Source organism: Pseudothauera rhizosphaerae, from assembly GCF_004801305.1.
GTDB classification, from domain to species: domain Bacteria; phylum Pseudomonadota; class Gammaproteobacteria; order Burkholderiales; family Rhodocyclaceae; genus Pseudothauera; species Pseudothauera rhizosphaerae.
The window spans coordinates 46,155-69,331 of sequence record NZ_SSOD01000019.1 but is presented as its reverse complement, the minus strand read 5'-3'; the positions used below and the strand labels follow the sequence as shown (position 1 = coordinate 69,331).

Sequence of the window (23,177 nt, the reverse complement as noted above, 5' to 3'; positions counted from 1 at the left end):
AAGACGGAGATCGTGAGATGAAACCGGCCCAGCCTTCCCGGCCCGGCCGACGCCGGGCGCTGGCCGCCCTCGGCGGCGGCGCCCTGCTGATGTGCGCTTCCCGGCTGACGGCGGCTCCGCCGGCACCGGCCCCGGTGGTGGTCATGACCGGCTACCCGGAGGAGGTCATGAGCCGCTTCGAGGTGGCCTTCGAGAAGGCCCATCCGGAGTACCGCCTGCGCATCCTGTGGCGCAACCCCAGCGAAGCCCTGCCTTACCTGTCGGAGCCCGGGCAGGGGGGCACAGACGTGTACTGGGCGGCTTCGCCGCGCACCTTCGAGCGCCTCAAGGCGGCCGGCGCCTTCCAGCCCATCGGCATCGACCGCGCCGGCTTGCCCGAGCGCATCGGCAACACCCGGCTGGCCGACGCGGACGGTTTCTACCTCGCCACCGAGATGGCGGGCTACGGCTTCGTCTTCGACCCGGCCGAGCTCGCCCGCCTCGGCGTGGCCGTACCGAAAGACTGGACCGATCTGGCCGACCCGCGCCTGGCCGGGCACATCGCACTCCCCAACCCGGCGCGGGTGGGTTTCGCCCCGGTGCTGGTGGACATCGTGCTGCAGGCCTACGGCTGGCGGCAGGGCTGGGCCCTGTGGAGCGAGATCGCCGGGCTCGCCGCGCTGATCGGCAGCGGCGGCCGCCGGGTGGCCGAGGAAATTGGCCCGGGGCGCGCCGCGGTGGGGCTGTCCATCGATTTCTTCGTCGCCGCGGCCATCGCCGGCGGCGCACCGCTGCATTTCGCCTACCCGCGCCATGGCGGCATCAACCCGGCCCACGTGGCCATCACCGCCGGCGCGGCCAACCCGGAGGGCGCGCGCGCCTTCGCCCGCTTCGTGCTGTCGGAAGCCGGGCAGCGCCTGCTGGCCGACCCCGACATCCGCAAACTGCCGGTGCGGCCATCGGCCTATGCCGGCCTGCCCGCCGGCTACCACGACCCCTTCGCCGCCGCCGCGGCCGGTGCCTACGACTACGACAACGACGCCGGCCGTGAGCGCCTGGCGCTGGTGGCCTCGCTGTTCGAACAGATGTTCATCCAGGGCGCGGCGGGGCACGAACGCTACACCCGCCTGTGGGCGCGCATCCATGCCGCCGAGCGGGCCGGCCGCGACCTGCGCGCGGTGCGCGCCCTGCTGGGCACGCCGCCGCTCACCGAACGGGAGGCTGCGGCGCCGGAACTGCTGGCCCTGTTCCGCAACCGGGTGGAGGGGGCCGACGAGGCGTTGCGCCAGGTGGAGATCGGCTGGCAGTGGGAAGCGGTGAAAGCCTGGACCGAGGCCGAGCGCCGTCTGGACGAGGCGGGCGCATGAGGGGCATCCGCCGTCCGGGTTGGCACTGGCTGTGCCTGCTGCCGTGGCTGGCCGCGCCCGCCGCGGCCCAGGACCACCTTGTGCGCGACGCCAGCCGCGAAGCCTACGCATTGCCCTTTCCCGGCCTGGGCGAATACGAGCTGCAGCGCTTCCGTGCCGGCCGCGGGCTGTTCCGCCAGGTCTGGCTGGTGGCGCCGGCGCGGGACGAGTCCATCGACGGGCTGGGGCCGCTCTACAACCGCCTGACCTGTATCGGCTGCCACCCGAACAACGGCCGGGGCCGCGCGCCGGAGGGGCCGGAGGAGCGCCTGCAGTCCATGCTGGTGCGCCTGTCGGTGGCCGGGCGCGACCCCCACGGCGGCCCGCAGCCGCACCCGGCCTACGGCGACCAGTTCAACGAGGAGGCGATCCCCGGCGTGGCGGGCGAGGGCCGCGCGGCCATCGAGTGGGAATACCGCGAGGCCGTGCTCGCCGACGGCGAGCGCGTCGAACTGCGCCGCCCGCGGCTGGCTTTCCGCGAACTGGGCTACGGTCCGCTGGGCGAATTCCGCCATTCGCTGCGCGTCGGCCCGCCGGTGTTCGGCGTCGGCCTGCTCGACGCCGTGCCGTCCGCCACCCTCGAAGCCCTGGCGCGCGAACCCAAGCCGGATGGCGTGCGCGGGCGCGTGAACCGCGTCTGGCACGTGGGCCGCGGTGAAACCGTGGCCGGGCGCTTCGGCTACAAGGCCAACACCGCCGACCTGCGCCAGCAGATCGCCGCGGCGATGGTGGGCGACCTGGGCATCACGTCCTCCCTGTTTCCCGCGCAGAACTGCACCCCGGCCCAGGCCGCGTGCGGGCAGGCAGCCCACGGCGGGGAGCCGGAACTCACCGACGCCCAGCTCGACGAGATGGAGTTCTACTTCGCCCACCTCGCGGTGCCGGCCCGGCGCGGCGCCGACGAACCCCAGGTGCGCCGCGGCGAGGCGCTGTTCGCCGCCACGGGCTGCGCCGCGTGCCACCGGCCGACGCTCAAGACCGGCGTCCATCCGCGCTTTCCGCGCCTGTCGGAGCGGGAGTTCGCCCCTTACACCGACCTGCTGGTGCACGACATGGGCGAGGGCTTGGCCGACGGCCGCCTGGACTACGAGGCCGGCGGGCGGGAATGGCGCACCGCGCCCCTGTGGGGGCTGGGCCTGGTGGAGCGGGTGAACGGCCACACCGAATTGCTGCACGACGGCCGCGCCCGCAACCCGGTCGAGGCCATCCTGTGGCACGGCGGCGAGGCGCAGGCCGCGCGCGACCGCTTCGCCCGCCTGCCGCGCGCCGAGCGCGAAGCGCTGCTCGCCTTCCTGCGTTCGCTGTAAGGAAGGGCCGGGCGGAATTGCCCGGCAGCGGCGTTCGATGCGATCATCATCCGTCTTCGGTTTCCGCCGGGTCTGCCATGATGCTCGCTCCTTCCTCCACCTCTTCCCCGGACGCCGGCACCGCACTGTCGCGCGACGTGCGCGGCTTCATCGTGCTCCTCGCCGTGTTGCAGGGCGGGTTGCTGTACCTCGCCGAAACCGGCCTGCGGCACGCCTGGTGGCCGTTCTCCGAACTCGGCGGGCGGGTGTGCTGGTACACCCTGGTGCTCGCCGTGCCGACGCTGATGAGCCTGTCGGTGGAACGCCTGGACGACCGCCGCTTCTGGCAGCAGGCGGCCGCGGTGGCAGCGCTTTTCCTGCTGCTCGCGGCCTGGGCGGCGTGGAGCGCCACCGGCGCGCCCGGCCTGCGCAGCGCCAGCGTGCTCGGCCCCTTCGGCGTCACCGCCGGCATCGGCCTGTTCGTCGCCCTGCCCTGGCTGCAGTGCAGGCTGACGCACGGGAACTGGCGCGCACCCTACGCGGAACTGGTGGAGCATGCCTGGCAGAACGCCCTCACGCTGCTGCTGGCGGCGGCCTTCACTGGCATCTGCTGGGCGGTGCTCCACCTGTGGGCGGCCCTGTTCGAGCTGGTGAACATCGACCTGTTCCGCCGCATCCTGCGCGAGCGCCCCGTCATCTACCTCGCCACCGGCACCATGGTCGGGCTCGGCATCCTGATCGGCCGCACCCAGCGGCGGCCGGTGCAGGTGGCGCGGCTCATCCTGTTCGCGGTTTTCAAGGGCCTGCTGCCCCTGCTCGCCTTCATCGCCCTGCTGTTCGTCGCGGTGCTGCCGTTTACCGGGCTGGAACCGCTGTGGCGTACGCGTTCGGCGGCAAGCATCCTGATCTGCCTGCTCGCCCTGCTGGTGCTCTTCGTCAATGCGGTGTACCAAGACGGCCGCGGCGGGCGGCCTTATCCGGCGTTCCTGCGGCGCCTGGTCGAAGGCGGCCTGCTGGCGCTGCCGGTGTTCGCCGCGCTGGCCCTGTACGCCCTGTGGCTGCGCGTGGCCCAGTACGGCTGGACCACGGACCGGTTCTGGGCGGTGCTGATCGCCCTGGTGCTGAGCGGCCATGCCCTCGGCTACGCCTGGGCGGTGCTGCGCGGGCGCGGCGAGGGCTGGCTGGCGCCGTTGGCCGGCGTCAACCGGGTGCTGTCGTGGGTGGTGGTCGCCCTCGCGGTGCTGGTCAATTCGCCGCTGCTCGATCCGCTGCGGCTGGCCGCCGCCAGCCAGTCCGCCCGCTTGCAGGCGGGGCCGGCCGGGCAGGATGAGCGCGTTTACCTGCGCGACCTGGAAGTGCTGCGTTTCGATCTCGGCCGCCGGGGCTATCGCGCCGCCGAGGCCCTGCGCGAACAGCCGCCGTTTGCCGGCGATGCCCAGCGCCTGGCCGTGCTCGAACGCATCCTGCAGCGCCGGGAGCGCTACGAAGGCGCGCGCCCGGTGGAGGAACTGGCGCGCAGTGCGGTGAAAACCCCGGCCGAGGCGCGCGCGTTGATCCAGCTCGCCGACGGCGCCGCGCCGGCGGACGAAGCCTGGCTGGAAGCGCTGCTGAAGACCGACGGCCAGGCGACCCTGGCCTGCCTGCAGGCCGACAGCCGTTGCGTGCTGCTGACGCCAGACCTGGATGGCGACGGCAGCGCCGAGCATCTGCTGTGCGACGTGGGCCGCCGCTACGGGGTGTATTGCACCTTGTGGGCGCACACGGGGGCAGGTTGGGAACCGGCCGGCCGGGCGCAATGGCACGGCAGGGAGGCGGAGGTGGCGGCGGCGCTGCAGGCCGGGAGCCTGGGCGTGCGGCACCGGCGCTGGCCCGATCTGGAAGCGGCCGGCCGGGGGGCGCGGCTGGACGACTAGCCGCGGCCCCCCGCTGAACGCCTCTAGAACCGGTAGCGCGTGGCGAGCACGAAGTTGCGTCCCTGCTGGGGATAGCCCTCGGTGATCTCGTAGTCCTTGTCGAACAGATTGCGCGCGGTCAGCGACAGGTCCCAGTTGGGGGCGACGCGGTAGTCCAGCTTCACGCTGACCAGGGTGTAGTCGTCGGTGCGCACGTAATCGCTGCCGGTGGCGGGCGTCGACCAGCGCCGGCTGGCGTATTCGACGGCCGGAATCACCGCGAGCGCATCGAAGGGACGCCACTTGGCGTATACGAAGGCCTTGTGGCGCGGCGCCGTGGTCAGCCGGACGTCCGGGTCGTTCGGATCGTCCACCTCGCTGTCGATGTAGGTGTAGTTGCCGCCCACTTCGAGCCGCGCCGACAGGTCCGCCGTGAGGGTGAGTTCGACGCCCTTGAAGGTGGCCTTGCCCACGTTCTGGTTCTGGTTTTCGTTGCTGGCGATGGTGCCGTTGCCGTCCAGATCCACCGGCACCGACTGGATCAGGTCGTCGATGCGGCTGTGGAAGACCGCCGCGCTGCCGCGCACGCCGGGGGCCAGGGTGTCCTCAATGCCAAGTTCCAGGTTCAGCGCGCGCTCCGGGTCCAGGAAGGGATTGGACGAGGCCCTGTCGAAGCGCGTGCTGAAGCGCTCGAACACGGTCGGGAAGCGGGTACGCCTGGACGCGGAGAAATGCAGCTTGCCGCCGTCCCGGTAGCGCCAGATGGCCGCGCCCTGGTAGTTCCAGGCGTCGTTGTCGTCGATGTCGTAGTCGATCATCGCGCCGCCGGTGTAGTCCTCCGCTTTCTTCGCGTCGCGCAGGTCGCGGCTGACGCCGGCGACGAGGTCGAATTGCGGCGTGACGTGCCAGGTTTCCTCCAGCGCGAACGACCAGGTCGATTCGATGTTGTCCTGCTTGGGTTCCGAGACGCCGGTGAGGATGGTGACCTCGTGCTCCGTATGTTCGTCGCGGCGGTAGTGGATCGAGCCCTTGAGCGTATGGCCGGCGAGGTAGTCGGTGCCGACTTCCACGCTGCCGCCGTAGGCCGCGTCGTCGTACCAGCTTTGCCAGCTCTGGCCGCTGCTGAGGTTGTTGCGCACCAGGCTGTTGTCGAACTTGTTGTAGTAGAGGCGGGTCTTCAGCCAGGTCTTGCCGCCCAGTTCGGTGTGGGAGAGCCAGTACAGATTCCAGGTGTCCCAGGTCGGCCATTCCCACCACTGGTTGTCGTCGTTGATCACCGAGCTGATCTGGGTCTTCTCGCCGCTCTGCTTGACGAAGTTGAGCGAATACTCGTCGGTGGCATTGGGCGTGAAGCCGGCCTTCAGGTTCACGCGCCAGTCCTTCTTGGCGCTGTTGTCGCGCTTGCCGCCGTCTTCCAGCGGCGTGGACTTGAAGTCCTCCGACAGGCGCCACTGGTCGATGTCGCGCTGCTGGGCGCTGGCCTGCCAGTACCAGGTGTCGTTCCTGCCGCCCAGGTTGGCGTAGGCGGTATAGCCGTCATACTGCCCCTTGCCGCCGAGATTGGCCGCGGCGCGTACTTCCGCCTCGAAGGGCTGGACGGGCTTGCGCGTCACCAGGTTGATCGCCCCGCCCATGCCGTCGGGGCCGTTGAGTACCGACACGTAGCCCTTGGAGACCTGGATTTCGGCCAGGTCGGGGGTCAGGAAGCGGTCGAAGTCGATGCGGTTGTCGGCGGGCAGGTAGAGGCGGATGCCGTCCATCAGCAGCGGCACCTGCCAGCGGCCGAAGCCGCGCACGCTGATCGCGGTCTCGTTGCGGCGGCTGTCGCCGGGAGTGGTGATCACGCCGGGCATGATGTCGAGCGCTTCGGGGAGGCCGTCGCGGGTGAAATCGCGCAGTTGCTCCCGGTCCAGCGTGGCGGCGCCGATGGGGGTGTCGTCCTCGTGCTGGCCGGTCACGGTGATCTGCCCGAGGGTGAATACGTGGCCGGCCTCGGCGGCGCGGGCACCGCCGTGCACGGCCATGGCGACGGCGATCGCGAGCGTACAGCGCGCAGGCATGCGTTTGAGCTTCATGTGCATCCTTTCCTTTGAGCGAGTGAAGGGGCGGGGAGAGGCAGAACCTTCAGCGGAAGGGCGCCTACCGCGGAAGTGGTACGCAATATATGTACCAATATAAATAACGGACCGCGGCACTGCAGAGAAAGGAATGCTTCGTCCCACAAGAAAGCCTAATGAAGCCGACCTGCGGAAAGATTGGGCATCAACCCGAGGGAGATTTTTATATGTAGCGTTCTATACAACAAATGTCGTGGATGCTACACCGGGGCCGAGCCTGCCGCCGCGACCTGTGAGTACGGGCAGGCTTGGGCTAGACTGGGGGCTGTCTCGTTTCCCATAGCCGGTACGCCCCATGCTTCACTGCCGCACCATTCCCGTCACGCCTTTCGAACAGAACTGCTCCCTGCTGTGGTGCGATGCCACCGGGCGTGCCGCGGTGGTGGACCCGGGCGGCGACCTGGAGCGCATCCTGGCCGCGGTGCGGGAGGAAGGCGTGCAGGTGGAGAAGATCCTGATCACCCACGGCCACATCGACCATGCCGGCGGCACCGCGGTGCTGGCCCGCAGGCTGGCGGTGCCGGTGGAAGGCCCACAGCGGGAGGATCGCTTCTGGATTGCCGGCATGCCGCAGCAGAGCAAGATGTTCGGCTTCCCGGACGTGGAAGCCTTCGAGCCGGACCGCTGGCTGGAAGACGGTGACACGGTGACCGTGGGCAAGGAGACCCTGCAGGTCATCCACACCCCCGGCCACACGCCGGGCCACGTGGTGTTCTTCCATGCGCCGAGCCGGCTCGCCATCGTCGGCGATGTGCTGTTCGCCGGCTCCATCGGCCGCACCGATTTTCCGCGCGGCGACTACGATGCGCTGATCGCCTCGATCCGGGAAAAGCTCTTCCCGCTCGGCGACGACGTGACCTTCGTGCCCGGCCACGGCCCGCGCTCCACCTTCGGCGACGAACGCGCGGGCAACCCTTACGTGGGCGACTACGCCTGAGCGCGGTCCGCGCCGCAGGCGGACGGGTGTATCAGCGCTGCTGGAGAGCGTCGCGGATTTCGCGCAGCAGCTTGACGTCTTCCGGTTCCGGCGCGGGTTCCGGTTCCGGCGCCGGCGGTTCGGCGCGCTTGAGCTTGTTGATGGCCTTGATGGCGACGAAGATCGCGAGGGCGATGATCAGGAAGTCGATGGCGGTGTTGATGAAGGCGCCGTACTTCACCAGCGGCGCGCCGGCCTTCTCGGCCGCTTCCAGCGTCTCGTAGCTCTCGCTGCCGAGGTTGAAATAGAGATGGCGGAAATCGACCCCGCCGACCAGGCGGCCGACGATGGGCATCACGATGTCCTTGACCAGCGAATCGACGATCTTGCCGAAGGCGCCGCCGATGATGACACCGACCGCGAGGTCGATGACATTGCCGCGCATCGCGAATTCCTTGAATTCCTGGATGAAGCTCATGCTGGGTTCTCCTGTCTGGAAGGGTAGGGGTGCCTTGGGGGTTGTGGTTTTCGGCACGCCCGCATCATAGCCACCGGTCCATGATCCTTTCAATCCTGCAGATGCCGTTACCATCGTGCATCGGCCGCGCCCGCGGCCGCCGCCTGGTCCTGAACCGATGAAATTCCTGCGCCGCCTTGCCCTTGTCCTGCTGCTGCCCGTCCTGCTGCTGGGCGCGGCCGTCGGCGTGCTGCTGTGGCGCGGCGGCGAATGGCTGCGGGGCGGCGTGGAAGCGGCCCTGCAGGCGCGGCTGCTGCCCCAGGTGAGCGTCGCCGCGCCGGCGCAGTGGCAGGTGTGGCCGGAGGGCGCGCTCGCCCTGCGCGGCATCGCACTGACCGGCGCGGACGGCGGCCGGCTGGCGGCGGTCGAGGAGATCGCCATCGAGTTCGCCCCGCGCGAGCTGCTGGCGGCACCGCCGCGCATCAACCTGGTCAAGGTGCGCGGCCTGCGTTTGCGCGTGGATGTGGACGCGCAGGGCCGGCCCAGCGTGCTCGACTGGCTGCTGCCGGCGCCGTCCGCCGAGGCGGATGGTGGCCTGGCGCTGCCGCGCATCGGGCGCCTCGAACTCGCCGACGCCGAAGTGGAACTGGAAGACCCGCGGCGCGGCGTGCGCCTGCGGCTGACGCTGCCCGCCCTCACTGCCGGGCCCCTGGCCCCGGGAGAGGCGGGCCGGCTGGAGTTGCAGGCGGCGGCTGAACTGCAGGCGCCGGTCACCGGCGTTCTGCGCCTGGCTGGCGCGATGGCCTACCAGGCCGATGAGCGCGGCCTGCGCCTGCAGGCACTGTCCGCTGAACTGGGCGGCGAACTGTCCGGCGGTTGGCGGATGGATGGGGGGCGGCTCACGCTCGGGCAGGCCGGATTCGGCACGGATGAAGCGGTGTTGCAGACACTGGCCGTCGATGCCGCGCTGGCCGGCCCCTGGGGGCCGGTGGCCGTAAATGCGAAGGCCGACGAGGCCGGAAGGAATGCCGCAGGATGGCGCGCGGGCGGCACGCTGTCGCTCGCGGCGGCGCAGTTCGACGCCGAGCTGCGCGCCGGCTACGGTCTCGGCGATGGTGTGCTCGATGGAACGGTAGACGGCTCGCTCGCCGGCAGTCCCCTTGCCGGCCGCTGGTCGTGGCCCCTCGGCGGTGTGCTCGATCTGGACCTGGCGGTGGAACGGCTGGACCTCGATGCCCTGCGTGCCCGCCTGCCGCCCGGCGATACGGAAGGGGAAGGCGGCCCGCCGCGCTGGCAGGACTGGCCGCTCACCGGCGAGGTCCGCGTCGGCCGCCTGAGTGTGGGCGGGCTGGAAAGCCGCAATGCCCGGCTGCGCCTCACTGGCGCGACGCCTGGCCGCTGATCAGCGCCCCACCACCTCGATTTCCAGCGTGCCGACGCCGGCGACGCGCCCGCTCAGACGGTCGCCGGGTACCACCGGCCCCACGCCCTCTGGCGTGCCGGTGAAGATCAGGTCGCCCGGCTGCAGATGGTAGTAGCGGGAAAAGAAGGCGATCACTTCGGGGATCGACCAGATCATGTCGCCCAGATCGCCGCGCTGGCGGGTCTCGCCGTTGACCGTCAGGACGATCTCGCCCGCGGCGAGCACCCGCCCGTTTGCCGGCACGATCTCGGACACGGGGGCGGCGGCGTCGAAGGCCTTGGCCACGTCCCACGGCCGGCCCTTGGCCTTGGCTTCGGCCTGCAGGTCGCGCCGCGTCATGTCCAGTCCCACGGCGTAGCCCCAGATGCAGGCGGCGGCCTGTTCGGCGGACAGGTCATGGCCGCCCCGGCCGAGCGCCACCACCAGTTCCAGTTCGTGATGCACGTCGCGCGTGGCCGGCGGGTAGGGGAAGTGCCCGGCCTCCCCGTTGCGCACGGGCAGCACCGCGTCGGCCGGCTTGGTGAAGAAGAACGGCGCCTCGCGCGTGGGGTCGGCACCCATCTCCCTCGCGTGGGCGGCATAGTTGCGCGCCACGCAGTAAATCCGGCGCACCGGGAACAGCCCGCCGCCGGCTACCGGCACGGCGGGCTGGGCGGGCTGGGCGATGACGTACTGGTCGGACATGGGGGCTCCTGTTGGATGGGCGACAGAGATGGGCCGGATTGTCGCATTCCGTGCGCCGGACCGACATACCGACATTCCCGCAGTGGCCGCGCGTCCTGCACCGCTGCGTGGCACGGGCGCGGGGCGCGGCCGTCGCCTGCGGGCAAGGCACGCTTCCTGCATGGAGAGAAGCGGGTTGACCCTGTGGTCACCGAGTGATTTAATGCGAATCATTCTTGTTTTATTTAGTTTTTCACTCAGATGGATCACATGCCCAGTGCCACGTGTCCCGATGCGCAGTCCGCCGCGGCCGACATGGCCGAGCCGGAACTGCCGCGCGGCGAAGGGCAGCCGATCGCGAGCGAGCAGATTCTGCAGGGCCGCTCGTGCGTGCTGATCCGCCACGGCGACGCGCTGTATGCATTGCGCGCAACGCGGGCGGGCAAGCTGATCCTGACGAAGTAGCTGAAATCCGTGCAGCGCGGCCCGCCGCGCTGGTCGTGACCATCACCAGGGGCTAGACTGTCATGTACGTCTGTGTTTGCAACGCGGTGACCGAGCGCCACATCCACGATGCCGTGGAGCAGGGCGTCAAGCGCATGCGCGACCTGCGCGACCACCTCGGGGTGGCCGCCGATTGCGGTCGTTGTGCGACTTGCGCGCATTCCTGCCTCAAGTCGGCGCTGGGGTCGCAGGCCGCGAGCACGCCGCAGGCGTTTCCGGCAGCATTCTCTCTGGTGATGGAGGCGCGATGAAAGGCGACAAGAAGGTCATTCAATACCTGAACAAGCAACTCACAACCGAACTGACAGCGATCAACCAGTACTTCCTGCACGCCAGGATGTTCAAGAACTGGGGGCTCAACGGCCTGGGCAAGCACGAATACAAGGAATCCATCGAGGAGATGAAGCACGCCGACAAGCTCATCGAGCGCGTGCTGTTCCTCGAAGGCCTGCCCAACCTGCAGAACCTCGACAAGCTGCTGATCGGCGAGAACGTGCCGGAATGCCTGCAGGGCGACCTGAAGCTGGAAACCGAGGCGCGCGCGCAACTGGTGGAAGCCATTGCGTACTGCGAGTCCTGTAAGGACTACGTGTCCCGCGAAATCTTCGAGGACATCCTGGAAGAGACCGAGGAACACATCGACTACCTCGAGACCCAGTTCGAACTGATCGACAAGGTCGGGCTGCACAATTACCTGCAGTCGCAGATGGGCGGGGAAGAGTAAGCGACACAGGCGGCGGGGCTCGGCCACCCGCCGCACCGGGCGGCCCGGACGCGCCGCATGCCAGCCATGCCCCGCCTCGCAGCGGGCTAGCCAGCGCCGAGCTTAGAGATAGGACTGGTTTGCCATGTTTTCGACCATGCGGGGATTGCCGGCGCGGCTGGCCGGTGCTGCGTTCGCGGCGCGGCGGGTAGTGCTTTACCTGGTGGCGGCGGCGGTGCTGATGAATCTCGCGATGGGCTCGCTGACGCCCGGCGCAGGCGTGTGAATGGACGGCCGGACGGGAACCGCGGAATCATGAGTGCAGCCGATCATGCGCTTTCAGTCTCGACCGCCTTTCCGCCCCACGACGTGGCGGCGGAGCGCGTCAACACCAGGCCGGCCGCCCCGCGTGCAGCGGTGCCCTCCATGAGCCGGCGTGGGCGCATCGGCGGTCCGCGCCGCGGCACGCGCGGTTTCGCCCTGGCCCTGGTCGTGTTCGCCCATGGCGGAGGCCTCTACGCCCTGACGCAAACCGACTGGCAGCCGGCTCTTGTCGGCGCGGCGTCGTTGCAGGTGGCGCTTATCGCCGCCGAACAACCCGCACCGCCCGCCGAAGTGCCACCCGCTCCCGTACCGCCGGAACCCGTCCCGCCCAAGCCGGTCGTCAAGCCGAAGCCGGTGGTCAAGCACAAGCCCAAACCCAGGCCCGTGCCGGTCGTCAGCGAATCCCCCAGCGCACTGACCGCCGAGAAAGAGCCCGAACAGCCGCAAGTGGAGGAGGTGGCTCAAGCCGCCGAGTCCGAACCCGCTCCGGCCGCACCGTCGGTCGCCGCCGCCGCGCCGTCGCAGGGCGACGCGTCCATGTCCGTGGAGAGCGCGGCGCGCGTCTCCGCCGACTACCTCGACTGTAGGAAGCCGCCTTACCCCGCCCTTTCCCGCCGCATGCGCGAGGAAGGCCGGGTGATGGTGCGGGTGCGCGTGTCGTCCGACGGCCGGCCGGCGCACGTCGAACTTGCCAACAGTTCCGGCTCCGGCCGCCTCGACAAGGCGGCGAGCGAGGCCGCGCACCGCTGTCGGTTCACGCCCGCCCGGCGCGGTGATCGTGCTATCGAATCCGTGGTGCTGATACCCTACGTTTTCAACTTGGAAGGATCCTGAACGTGGACGTGCAACAAAGCTTCGGCCTGGCCCACCTGTGGGCGCAGTCTGACCTGGCGATCCGCCTGGTCGCCTTTGCCCTGGTGCTGATGTCGGTGACCAGTTGGTACCTGATCCTGGTGCGCGTGGTGCGCCAGTTCCAGGCCCGCCGCCACGACCGTGCGGTGGAGGCCTTCTGGGCCGCCCCCGACCTGGAAGACGGCCTGGACCGCCTGCGTACCCTGGCGCCCGATTCGCCCTTCGAAGCCCTGGCGCGCCAGGGGGCGGCGGCGGCCGACCACGTGCGCCAGCACACCTACCAGCAATCCCTGGGCGGCAAGCTCGATACGGACGAATTCGTCACCCGCGCGCTGCGCAAGTCCATCGCGCTGTCCACCGCGCAGCTCGAATCCGGCCTGACCATGCTGGCGTCGATCGGCTCCACGGCGCCCTTCATCGGCCTGTTCGGCACCGTGTGGGGCATCTACCATGCGCTGGTGAACATCAGCGTCTCCGGCATGGCGACGCTGGACAAGGTGGCCGGGCCGGTGGGCGAAGCGCTGATCATGACCGCCTTCGGCCTGTTCGTGGCCATCCCCGCAGTGCTCGCCTACAACGCCATCAGCCGTGCCAACCGGCTGGAACTCTCCGAACTCGACGCCTTTGCCCACGACCTGCACGCCTGGTTCACCACCGGTTCGCGCCTGGCCGCGCAGCCCGATGCCGGTGCGGCGCGAGAGGCGCGCGGCGCGAAGAACTCCGTGTCGCTGCGGCCCAGCGCGGGAGCGGCGTGATGGCTTTCGGCGGCTTCAACCAGGGCGGCGGCAACAACGCCATGAGCGAGATCAACATGGTGCCGCTGATCGACGTGATGCTGGTGCTGCTGATCGTGTTCATGATCACCGCGCCCCTGCTCACCCACGGCGTCAAGATCGACCTGCCGGCCGCCTCCAGCCAGCCCAACGAGGAAAAGCCGGAGACGGTGGCCTTGGCGATGGACGGCGACGGCAAGCTGTACTGGAACGACGAGCCGATCACCGATGCCGACCTGGCGGGCCGCCTGGCCATCGCCGCCGCCGCCGTGCCGCAGCCGGAACTGCACCTGCGTGCCGACCGCGAGACGCGCTACCAGAAGATCGCCGAGGTGATGTCGGCCGCGCGCGAGGCCGGCGTGCAGAAGATGGGCTTCATCACCGTACCGGCGAAGTAGGACCGTCGCCGGGGGGCGTGAGCCCGTCAACGCGAAAGGCCGCCCGCGGGCGGCCTTTTCATTTAACGGTGGCCGGTCTCAGGCGTGCTTGCCGCGCACCCGGATGATCACGTCCACCTCTTCCAGCTCGATGTCGGGCGGCAACTGCGGCACGCCCACCACTTTCAGTTCCTCGGCGGAAACATCGGTCAGTTCGCCGGTGTTCACGTCGTACATGTGATAGTGGGGGTAGGTGTTGGAATCGAACACCACGCGATCCGGATCGACGATCAGTTCCTTGACCAATTTCTTCTCGCGAAACAGCTTGAGCGTGTTGTAAACGGTGGCCCGCGACGTGTCCGGTACGGATTGGCGTACTTCGCTGAGAACCTGGTCCGCACTCATGTGTGCGGGCCGGGACAGCAGTACGCGGGCTATCTCCAGGCGCTGCAGAGTGACCGGAATGCCGGCTGCACGCAGCCTTGCGGTCATTTCTCTGGTGGTGAGTCTGTCCATCTCTGCGGGGGTCCGTATTGATCCTGATCATGCTCCGCCGCAAGCGGGCGGGTCATCTGATTGAAATCTACGTGATGACTGCCGGTCTGTCCACATTAGCAGTGTTGCCCTGCAATACGATACAAACAATTGCACACCGCTCGCTTATCCTTTCATCCCACGGCAGATCGTGCCGGCCGACGCCCTGACAACATGAACTCTCCCGCTCGACCCGCTTCCCGCCCCCGCCGCTTTCCCTACCTGATCCTGGTGCCTCTGGGGGTGCTGATCGCCGGTGCCGCCTTCGTCGCCTGGCAGTACGCCGGCAGCCGCCAGTCCCCGGCCGACCTGTACCAGTTCGTCAACGTGCAGCGTGCCGACATCGAGGACGTGGTGACCGCCACCGGCACCCTGCAGCCGCGCGACTACGTGGATGTGGGCGCCCAGGTGTCGGGCCAGTTGAAGAAGTTCCACGTGGAGGTCGGCAGCGAGGTCAAGGCCGGCGACCTGCTGGCGGAGATCGACGCCACCGTGCTGCAGAGCAAGGTGGACGCCACCCGCGCCCAACTGCGCAACCTGCGCGCCACCCTGGGCGCCCGGGAGTCCGACCTTGCGCTGGCCGAAATCCAGTACCGCCGGCAGCAGAACCTCATCGCCGAAGAGGCCACCACCGAAGAGGCGGTGCAGCAGGCCGAAGCGTCGCTGCGCTCGGCCCGCGCCCAGATCGAGGCTCTGCGCGCCCAGATCGATCAGACCGAATCCAATCTGCGCGCTGACGAGGCCAACCTGCAGTACACCCGCATCGAGGCGCCCATAGCCGGCACCGTGGTGTCCATCAGCGCGCGCCTGGGGCAGACGCTCAACTCCACCCAGCAGGCGCCCGTCATCCTGCGTGTGGCCGACCTGACCACGATGACGGTGCAGACCCAGGTGTCGGAGGCCGACGTGAGCCGCCTGCGCCCCGGCATGGATGCCTATTTCACGACGCTGGGTGCCCAGGGCAAGCGCTGGTACGGCAAGCTCGCCAAGGTCGAACCGACGCCCACCGTCACCAACAACGTGGTGCTGTACAACGCGCTGTTCGACGTGCCCAACAGCAGCGGCGAACTGATGACGCAGATGACCGCCCAGGTCTATTTCGTCGTCGCCCAGGCGCGCGACGTGCTGCAGGTGCCCGTGGGCGCGCTCAGCATGATCCGCGCCGCCCAGCGTCCGCAGGGTGCCGAGGCCGGCGCCGGTGCCGGGGCGGCCGCCGCCGAGCGCCGCGCGATGCGTGTCCAGTCCGGCGGCAATGGCGAGGGCCGTGGCATGGAAGGCGGTTTCGGCGGACCAAACGGCGAGCGCCGCGGCCCCCGCGCCCAGCCCGGCGGCGAATCCGGCGGACCGGGCGAAGCCGGCGAACGGCGCGCCAATCGCACGCCCCGCGAAGGCGGCGGGCCGCGCGAAGGCGCTCAAGCTGCGGCCGGTGCTGCGCGCCAGGCTACGGTCAGGGTGCTCGGGGCCGACGACACCATCGAGGAGCGCACCATCGCCATCGGCGTTTCCAACCGCGTGGCGGCGCAGGTGCTGTCCGGCCTGGAAGAGGGCGAGAAGGTCGTGGCCGGCCTCGCCAGCGGCGCGCAGGCGAGCGGCAACCGGCCGCCGATGATGGGTCCGGGGCCGCGGCTGTGAAACGCGAAGCCTTCGCGCCCGGCGGCACGACCACCGCCGATGCCGGCCAGCCGCTCATCGAACTGTCCGGCATCACCCGCACCTTTGTGAACGGCGAGATCGAAACCCGGGTTCTGCACGGCATCGACCTCACCATCTACCCCGGCGAATTCCTCGCCATCGTGGGCGCCTCGGGTTCGGGCAAGTCCACGCTGATGAACATCCTCGGCTGCCTCGACCGCCCCACCAGCGGCACCTACCGCTTCATGGGGCAGGACGTCTCCGGCTTCGATCGCGACGAACTCGCCCGCCTGCGGCGCGAGGCCTTCGGTTTCGTGTTCCAGAGCTACAACCTCATCGGTGGTGCCACCGCGCGCGAGAACGTCGAAGTCCCGGCCATCTACTCCGGCATGCCGCCGGCCGAGCGCCACGAACGCGCGCAGGCGCTGCTGGGGGCGCTCGGCCTGGAAGAACGCAGCCACCACCGCCCCAACCAGCTTTCCGGCGGGCAGCAGCAGCGCGTGTCCATCGCCCGCGCGCTGATGAACGGCGGGCGCATCATCCTCGCCGACGAGCCCACCGGCGCGCTGGACAGCAAGAGCGGCGAGGACGTGATGAAGCTGCTGCGCCAGCTTTCGGCCGAAGGCCACACCATCATCCTCATCACCCACTCGCGCGAAGTGGCGGAACTGGCCCGCCGCGTGATCGAGATCCGCGACGGTGTCATCGTCTCCGACCCCGGCCCGCAACGCGGCGAAGGGCCGGAACCCGACTTTGCGCCCCATGTGGACCGCACCTCGCCCCTCACCGACCTGTTCGAGGCCACCCGCACCGCGCTGCGCGCACTGCGCGCCAACCTCTTCCGCACCGTGCTGACCCTGCTCGGCATCGTCATCGGCGTCGCATCGGTGATCGCCATGCTCGCCATCGGCGATGGCGCCAAGCAGAAGGTGGTGGACCAGATCAGCGCCATGGGTACCGATCTGCTCACCATACGTCCCGGCGCGCCCAACCAGCGCGGGCGCGACACCACCGCCACGCTGGTGCCCGAGGATGTGAACGCGATCCGCGACCTGCCCAACATCCGCGCCGCGGTGCCCGAGCAGTCGAGCAGCGTCACCCTGCGCGCCGGCGGCAGCGACCACCGCACCCAGATCAACGGCACTTCGGAAGACTACGGGATCGCGCGCAACTGGGCGGTCGCCTCCGGCACCTTCTTCAGCGCCGACGACGTCAGCCGCTACGCCACCGTCGCCGTGCTCGGCCAGACCGTCGCCAATGCGCTCTTCGCCGGGGCCGACCCCATCGGCGAATACGTGCTGGTGAACAACATCCCCTTCCAGGTCATCGGCACCATGACCGGCAAGGGCGCGACCTCCTGGGGCCAGGACCAGGACGACGTGGTCTTCATGCCCTACACCACCGCGTCTCTGCGCATCACCGGCCAGCGCTACCTGCGCAACGTCACCGTGGCGGTGGCCGACGTGGACAGGATCGACGCCACCCAGAACGACGTGCACCAACTGCTGCTCACCCGCCACGGCACCGAGGACTTCCAGATCCGCAACATGGCTTCCATCATCGAAACCGTGTCGGCCACGCAGAACACCCTCACCATCCTGCTCGGCGCGGTGGCGGCCATCTCCCTGCTGGTGGGCGGCATCGGCGTCATGAACATCATGCTGGTGAGCGTGACCGAGCGCACCCGCGAGATCGGCATCCGCATGGCCACCGGTGCGCGCATGAAAAACATCCTGCAGCAGTTCCTCATCGAGGCGCTGGTGGTGTCCGCCATCGGCGGGGCCATCGGCGTCGCCGCCGGACTGGGCGCCGCGGCCCTCATCGCCTTCTTCGGCACCCAGGTGAAATACACGCTCCTGCCGGTGGTGCTCGCCTTCGGCTGCGCCTTCGCCACCGGCCTCGTCTTCGGCTACCTGCCCGCGCGCAAGGCCGCCCGCCTCGACCCCGTGGTCGCCCTCGCTTCCGAATGAACGCCATGCCCGCCAACGCCCGTCTCCGCCTCCTGCCCGCCGCGCTGTTTGCCCTCGCCCTCGGCGGCTGCGCGCTGCCCATCGCCCACCCCGGCGCCCGCCTCGACATGCCCGCCACCTGGGCTGAAGCGGCCGCCCGCGACCGCGCCGCCAGCGAACTGGAAACCGACTGGTGGCGGCAGTTCGGTTCGGCCGAACTGGAACAGCTCATCGACCGCGCGCTGGCCGGCAGTCCGGACATCGCCGTCGCCACCGAACGCGTGCTGCAGGCCGAGATCGCCGCCCGCAGCGCCCGCGCCACGCTCTTCCCCACCATCAACCTGGACGCCCGGACCAATGCCGGACGTACACGGGAAGACGGCAGCACCTCCCGCAGCGAGGGCTCCTCCGCCGCGCTGGGCATCAGCTACGAGATCGACGTGTGGGGCAGCAACTTCGCCCGCTACGAAGGCTCGAGGTACAGCCTCACCTCCACCCGCTACGATTACGAAGCCACCCGCCTGTCCCTGGTTTCGGGCGTGGCCAACGCCTACGCCCAGATCCTGTCCCAGCGCGCGCGGCTCGCCATCGCCGGGGAAAACCTCGCCATCGCCGAACGCCTGTTCAGGATCGTCGAAGCGCGCTACCGCGCCGGCGCGGCCTCGGCCCTGGACGTGAGCCGCCAGCGTGCCACCGTGCTGTCCCAGCGCGACGCCATCCTGCCGTTGCAGGTCACGGAGCGCCAGCTCGTGCGCGCGCTCGCCATCCTGGTCGGTGAAACCCCCGCCGGCTTCGACGTGGCGGGGCAGGCCCTGGACCCGCTGGCGATTCCCGAAGTCGTCCCCTACGTGCCGGCCGAACTGCTCGTACGCCGCCCGGATCTCGCCGCGGCCGAAGCCGATCTCGCCGCAGCCGACGCCGACATTGCCGTGGCGCGCGCCGCGCTCTTCCCGCTCAAGCTCAGCCTCACCGCCAGCGGCAACCTCTCCAGCGGCGAATTCGGCTTCCTCGACCTGGCCAACCCGGTGTCCACCGGCACCGTGGCCATCTCGCTGCTGCAGGCCATCTTCGACGGCGGCCGCCTGCGCGGCCAGGTGGAGACCAGCGAATCCCAGCGCCGCGTGACGCTGGAGAACTACCGCAAAGCCGTGCTCACCGCCCTCAAGGAAGTGGACGACGCCGTCGCCAACGCGGAGCGCAGCCGCATCCAGGAAGTCACCCAGCGCGAAATCCGCGACGAGCGCGCCCGCGCGCTGCGCCTGTCCGAACTGCGCTACAAGGAAGGCAGCGACGGCCTCGACACCCTGCTCAACGCCCAGAGCACCCTGTTCTCGGCGGAAGAAGCCCTCGTCACACAACGCCTGACCCGGCTCACCGCCACGGTGGACCTGTACAAGGCCCTGGGCGGCGGCTGGCGCAGCGACGAGGCCGGCGCGCAAGCCGCGGGGAGCGCGGACCCGGCGTCGTGATCGCACGGTCCCACTGAATCCCCTCCCCACGGCGCAATACAGTTCGGTTAAGCAAATCGCATCTAAATTCCTGCTCCCTCTCCCCTTGTGGGAGAGGGCCGGGGAGAGGGGCGCCCCGCAGGGGCGCAAGGCCGTTCGTGGCGGCCCGGCTGACGCAGCCCCCTCTCCCCAACCCCTCTCCCGCGAGGGGAGAGGGGCTTTGCCAAGCTTAACTGAACGGTATTGCTCCCCACGGCGAGGATGCGGCGGTTCCGGGCGCAAAGGACGCCGCATCGCGGCTAGGGCCGGTCCCACCCCGATATCAACCCGGCAACCATCCAGGCAACGCCGTTCCCGTTTCATCGCAAGGCATGGCAGCCCGGCACTGACGAACCCCGCGGCTCGGGAAGCCCGCGCACGCCTTGTGCCCGGCCCTGTGGCCGGGCTTTTCCATTGAAAAGCGGTGACACAGACTGCGCAGATTGTGGCGATGTGTTGTAGTTGCGCAAAAATTTTTGTTGCGCATTGACACAAAAAAATGAGAACAATTATCATTCGTTACATAGTTCTTATTTCGTAGCCAGCCACCCGGCGCATGAGCCTGGAAGCCAGCCAATCTTCTGCAATTGCCACAAGGGGATTTCAATGGCTCATGCTTCATCCCGCGCCGGCACGCCGGCGCTGCGGCCCTGCGTTGCCGCGCTGCTGGTCGCTTTCTCTGCGTCCGCACTGGCCCAGGAGGCCGAGCGTCAACTGGGCGAAGTGGTCGTCTCGGCTGCCGGCTTCGAACAAAAGATCACCGATGCGCCGGCCTCGATTTCAGTCGTCACCCAGGAAGAACTCACTCGCAAGCCTTACACGACGCTGATCGACGCCATCCGTGACCTGGAAGGCGTGGACGTGGGCGAAACCTCCGACAAAACCGGTCAGAAGACCATCAGCATGCGCGGCATGGGATCGGACTACACGCTGATCTTGGTAGACGGCAAGCGCCAGAACAACCACGGCGACATCTACCCCAACAGTTTCGGTGGCAACCAGTTCAACCATATCCCGCCGCTCGATGCCATCGAGCGCATCGAAGTCATCCGCGGCCCGGCTTCCACGCTGTACGGCGCCGACGCCATGGGTGGCGTCATCAACATCATCACCAAGAAAGACATCACGAAGTGGACCGGCTCGGTCACCTTCGGCCGTACCCTGCAGACCAACGACGATTTCGGTGACGACATCACCACCGATTTCGCGGTCCGCGGCCCGATCCTGCCCGGCAAGCTGGGGCTCGCCGTGCGCGGCAGCGTTTACGAGCGCCTGGCTTCCACGCCGGAATTTGACTCGGCGACTGATCCGGACGGCAACGTGCATCGCCGCACGCTTGGTTTCGGCGGCGGCGGCAAGACCGTGGACAACACCAACAAGGCTTACGGCCTCAGCCTCTTCTTCACGCCGGACGCGCGCCAGCGCATCACCTTCGATTACGATGACTCGACCCAGAAGTACGACAACAAGCCCACCATCGATCCGGTGACGGGTGACGTCAGTTACCCGCTGGGTACGGTGGACAGCATCGACACCATCTGGCGCCGGTCGAACGCTGGCGGCGGTCGCGCGGATCCTCGCGTCGGCTATCTGGACGAACAGGAATTCACCCGTGAGTCCTGGTCACTTTCCCATGAAGGCAAGTGGGACTTCGGCACCAGCTTCATCGCCCTCTCTTATATCGAAACCGACAACAACGGCCGCACCATGCCCTTCACCGTGGCCGAGCGGCAGCAGTTGCTGGAAATGATCGATGGTACGGGGGCCTACGCCGGCATGAGCCTGGAGGACCGCCAGGCTGCCGCCCAGGCCGCTTTCCTGCCGCGGGGCAAGCGCACGCTGCAGAGCAACCAGTACACCCTGGACGCCAGGCTGGACATCCCGCTGCAGAACCTTGCGGGAGACCACCTGTTGGTGGTGGGCGGTCAGGTCATCGACGGCGAACTGAAGGACGGCGTGTTCGGCATGGAGTCGGGTACGCCGGGCAAGGCCCAGGACCACAAGATGTGGTCGGTCTTCGTCGAGGACAACTGGATGCCGACCGACGCCTTCACCCTCACGGCCGGCGTGCGCTACGACGACCACGACGTGTTTGGCGACAACATCTCGCCGCGCCTCTACGGTATCTACAGGCTCGACTCCCAATGGACCCTGAAGGGCGGTGTCAGCACCGGCTTCAAGACGCCCAAGACCACCCAGCTCTATGACGGCATTACCGGTTTCGGCAGTCAAGGCACGTCGCCGATGTTCGGCAACCCCAACCTGGAACCGGAAACCAGCCGCAACACCGAACTGGCGGTTTACTGGAACCACCCGAACCGGCACAGCTTCAACGCCACCGTGTTCCGCAACGATTTCGAGGACAAGATCGCCAACCAGCCTTGCGGCCCAGGCACTGTGCAGGAATGCGCGAGCACCGGGGAGTACGCCGGTATCGGTTACAACCCGTCCTCTACCCGCGCAACCAACATTGACGAGGTGGTGATCCAGGGCGTGGAACTGGCCGCTCGCTGGCAGATCACGAATACTTGGGCGCTGCGCGGCAACTACACTTATACGGACAGCGAACAGAAGAGCGGCGCCGAGAAAGGCCGGCCCTTCGGCAACAGCGCCAAGCACATGCTCAACGCCACGTTGGACTGGCGGGCTCTGCCCAATCTGGACGTGTTCCTGACCCTGGAGTCCCGTTCGAAGCGCTACCGTAACTACGACACGACGCTGCAGAAGGAGCGGTACTACAAGGACTACGACGTCTTCCACCTGGGTGCGAGCTACAAGGTGAATGAGCACGTCACCATCAACGGCCGCATCAACAACCTGCTGGACGAGGATTTCACGAGCTACAAGACCTCCTTCGCGTGGGATGCGGCCGAAGGGGAGTGGGTGCCCACCTACCTGGACGACTACAACAACAAGGACAAGGCCCGCAACTTCTGGGTCAGCGTCAACGCGAAGTTCTGATCGGAGTTCCTGACTCCCATGACAGGGCCGCGCTGGTTCTTCCGGCGCGGCCTTTCTTCATGGGATGTCGCCGTGCGCATGCCGCGTTGCGTTCGGCATGACTCGTGCTCTCCTGCTCTTCAGCCCTACAAAACACTACAAGAAAGTTTTCCCAAAGGGTTGTTGCGAATAGTTATCAAAATTAGAATCGATGGCATTGGCTGCAACCCCGCAGGCGGGGTGTCGCAGCACCATCGTCCTGACTTCCCATGCCGACCTACGTTCCTCCTCCCGTCGAATTGACGCCGGGCACCGCTGCGGCCGTGCCGGTGCGCAGCGCGCAGGCGCGCCGGGCCTGGTGGCTGAAGACGCTGCACCAGTGGCACTGGGTGAGTTCGGCGGTGTGCCTGTTCGGCATGCTGCTGTTCGCGGTCACGGGCATCACCCTGAACCATTCTGGCGCCATCGAGGCCAAGCCCGAGATCGTGGCGCGCACCGCAACCCTGCCGGAGGAGCTGGCCGAGAGCCTGCGCTCGCTCGCCGCACAAGGCGGGGACGGAGCGGAGGAGGCCCTGCCGGCGGACGCCGCGGCGTGGGCGGCCGAGGCTTTCGGCATCGCGGTGGCGGGACGGTCGGCGGAGTGGTCGGCGGAGGAGATCTACCTCCCCCTGCCGCGTCCCGGCGGCGACGCCTGGCTGCGCTTCGACCTGGAAGCGGGCGAGGCCGAATACGAACTCACCGACCGCGGCCTCGTCGCCTGGCTCAACGACCTGCACAAGGGGCGCAACTCGGGTCCGGCGTGGAGCCTCTTCATCGACGTCTTCGCCGTGGCCTGCGTGCTGTTCTCCGTCACCGGCCTGCTGATCCTGCAGGTCCATGCGGCCAACCGGGCCGCGGTGTGGCCGACCCTTGCCCTCGGCGTGGTGATTCCCGCGCTGCTCGTCATCCTGTTCATTCACTAGC

Annotated in this window: 21 protein-coding genes; 17 read left to right on the top strand and 4 right to left on the bottom strand. The window is 68.6% G+C overall.

The annotated features are described in order from the left end of the window. Positions 1-17 precede the first annotated feature (17 nt). The 3 genes from E6O51_RS18825 to E6O51_RS18815 all read left to right on the top strand — a co-directional run bounded on the left by E6O51_RS18825 (position 18) and on the right by E6O51_RS18815 (position 4,584). Positions 18-1,346 carry an ABC transporter substrate-binding protein gene (locus E6O51_RS18825; protein ID WP_136386558.1) on the top strand — a complete coding sequence of 443 codons (1,329 nt, stop codon included), beginning with the start codon at positions 18-20 and terminating at the stop codon, positions 1,344-1,346. Then, a complete protein-coding gene (locus tag E6O51_RS18820; RefSeq protein WP_136386557.1) occupies positions 1,343-2,692 on the top strand; it encodes a di-heme oxidoreductase family protein in 1,350 nt (449 codons plus the stop codon). The genes E6O51_RS18825 and E6O51_RS18820 overlap by 4 nt, the downstream gene beginning before the upstream one ends. 77 nt (positions 2,693-2,769) lie before the next feature. After that, a complete protein-coding gene (locus tag E6O51_RS18815) occupies positions 2,770-4,584 on the top strand; it encodes a DUF4153 domain-containing protein (RefSeq protein WP_211091462.1) in 1,815 nt (604 codons plus the stop codon). 23 nt (positions 4,585-4,607) lie between these two features. On the opposite strand, the gene E6O51_RS18810 is transcribed toward E6O51_RS18815, so the two are convergent. Continuing rightward, on the bottom strand, positions 4,608-6,638 hold the full coding sequence (locus E6O51_RS18810) for a TonB-dependent receptor plug domain-containing protein (protein WP_136386556.1): 2,031 nt from the start codon (positions 6,636-6,638) through the stop codon (positions 4,608-4,610). Positions 6,639-6,975: 337 nt separating this feature from the next. Between E6O51_RS18810 and E6O51_RS18805 the strand changes: the two genes are divergently transcribed. After that, positions 6,976-7,617, top strand: a complete 642-nt coding sequence (locus E6O51_RS18805) for an MBL fold metallo-hydrolase (RefSeq protein ID WP_136386555.1) — start codon at positions 6,976-6,978, stop codon at positions 7,615-7,617. A 31-nt stretch (positions 7,618-7,648) separates the two neighbouring features. On the opposite strand, the gene mscL is transcribed toward E6O51_RS18805, so the two are convergent. Next, on the bottom strand, positions 7,649-8,074 hold the full coding sequence (gene mscL / locus E6O51_RS18800; RefSeq protein ID WP_136386554.1) for a large conductance mechanosensitive channel protein MscL: 426 nt from the start codon (positions 8,072-8,074) through the stop codon (positions 7,649-7,651). Between the two features lie 157 nt (positions 8,075-8,231). Between mscL and E6O51_RS18795 the strand changes: the two genes are divergently transcribed. Beyond that, positions 8,232-9,455 (top strand): AsmA family protein, encoded by a 1,224-nt coding sequence (locus E6O51_RS18795; protein ID WP_136386553.1) that lies wholly within the window; start codon positions 8,232-8,234, stop codon positions 9,453-9,455. Here the strand turns inward: E6O51_RS18795 and E6O51_RS18790 are convergent, their stop codons facing one another. Beyond that, positions 9,456-10,160: a fumarylacetoacetate hydrolase family protein gene (locus E6O51_RS18790; RefSeq protein ID WP_136386552.1), complete on the bottom strand. Its 705-nt coding sequence runs from the start codon at positions 10,158-10,160 to the stop codon at positions 9,456-9,458. Between the two features lie 249 nt (positions 10,161-10,409). On the opposite strand from E6O51_RS18790, the gene E6O51_RS18785 reads away from it, so the two are divergent. The 7 genes from E6O51_RS18785 (at position 10,410) to E6O51_RS18760 (ending at position 13,693) form a co-directional block, all read left to right on the top strand. Beyond that, positions 10,410-10,604 carry a hemin uptake protein HemP gene (locus E6O51_RS18785; RefSeq protein WP_230976849.1) on the top strand — a complete coding sequence of 65 codons (195 nt, stop codon included), beginning with the start codon at positions 10,410-10,412 and terminating at the stop codon, positions 10,602-10,604. Between the two features lie 62 nt (positions 10,605-10,666). Continuing rightward, the gene (locus E6O51_RS18780; protein ID WP_136386551.1) at positions 10,667-10,894 is read left to right on the top strand and encodes a (2Fe-2S)-binding protein; all 228 of its coding nucleotides are present in this window, start codon (positions 10,667-10,669) and stop codon (positions 10,892-10,894) included. Continuing rightward, a complete protein-coding gene (gene bfr / locus E6O51_RS18775) occupies positions 10,891-11,367 on the top strand; it encodes a bacterioferritin (protein ID WP_136386550.1) in 477 nt (158 codons plus the stop codon). The genes E6O51_RS18780 and bfr overlap by 4 nt, the downstream gene beginning before the upstream one ends. 124 nt (positions 11,368-11,491) lie before the next feature. Continuing rightward, complete coding sequence (locus tag E6O51_RS21940; RefSeq protein ID WP_168735334.1) at positions 11,492-11,632, top strand: hypothetical protein; 141 nt, start codon at positions 11,492-11,494, stop codon at positions 11,630-11,632. A gap of 29 nt (positions 11,633-11,661) precedes the next feature. Continuing rightward, positions 11,662-12,504: an energy transducer TonB gene (locus E6O51_RS18770; RefSeq protein WP_136386549.1), complete on the top strand. Its 843-nt coding sequence runs from the start codon at positions 11,662-11,664 to the stop codon at positions 12,502-12,504. A 2-nt stretch (positions 12,505-12,506) separates the two neighbouring features. Further along, positions 12,507-13,277, top strand: coding sequence for a MotA/TolQ/ExbB proton channel family protein (locus E6O51_RS18765; RefSeq protein WP_136386548.1), 771 nt, complete (start codon positions 12,507-12,509; stop codon positions 13,275-13,277). Continuing rightward, positions 13,277-13,693, top strand: coding sequence for an ExbD/TolR family protein (locus E6O51_RS18760; protein WP_136386547.1), 417 nt, complete (start codon positions 13,277-13,279; stop codon positions 13,691-13,693). The genes E6O51_RS18765 and E6O51_RS18760 overlap by 1 nt, the downstream gene beginning before the upstream one ends. A 78-nt stretch (positions 13,694-13,771) precedes the next feature. Here E6O51_RS18760 and E6O51_RS18755 read toward each other — a convergent pair whose 3' ends face one another. Then, positions 13,772-14,188, bottom strand: coding sequence for a Fur family transcriptional regulator (locus E6O51_RS18755; protein ID WP_136386546.1), 417 nt, complete (start codon positions 14,186-14,188; stop codon positions 13,772-13,774). Positions 14,189-14,380: 192 nt separating this feature from the next. On the opposite strand from E6O51_RS18755, the gene E6O51_RS18750 reads away from it, so the two are divergent. The 5 genes from E6O51_RS18750 (at position 14,381) to E6O51_RS18730 (ending at position 23,176) form a co-directional block, all read left to right on the top strand. Further along, positions 14,381-15,838: an efflux RND transporter periplasmic adaptor subunit gene (locus E6O51_RS18750; RefSeq protein WP_136386545.1), complete on the top strand. Its 1,458-nt coding sequence runs from the start codon at positions 14,381-14,383 to the stop codon at positions 15,836-15,838. Beyond that, positions 15,835-17,808, top strand: a complete 1,974-nt coding sequence (locus E6O51_RS18745; protein ID WP_136386544.1) for a MacB family efflux pump subunit — start codon at positions 15,835-15,837, stop codon at positions 17,806-17,808. The genes E6O51_RS18750 and E6O51_RS18745 overlap by 4 nt, the downstream gene beginning before the upstream one ends. 5 nt (positions 17,809-17,813) lie before the next feature. Further along, positions 17,814-19,256: an efflux transporter outer membrane subunit gene (locus E6O51_RS18740; protein WP_136386543.1), complete on the top strand. Its 1,443-nt coding sequence runs from the start codon at positions 17,814-17,816 to the stop codon at positions 19,254-19,256. Between the two features lie 624 nt (positions 19,257-19,880). Next, complete coding sequence (locus E6O51_RS18735) at positions 19,881-22,235, top strand: TonB-dependent receptor domain-containing protein (protein WP_136386542.1); 2,355 nt, start codon at positions 19,881-19,883, stop codon at positions 22,233-22,235. A gap of 248 nt (positions 22,236-22,483) precedes the next feature. Further along, complete coding sequence (locus E6O51_RS18730) at positions 22,484-23,176, top strand: PepSY-associated TM helix domain-containing protein (protein WP_136386541.1); 693 nt, start codon at positions 22,484-22,486, stop codon at positions 23,174-23,176. The last annotated feature ends 1 nt before the right edge of the window (position 23,177 follow it).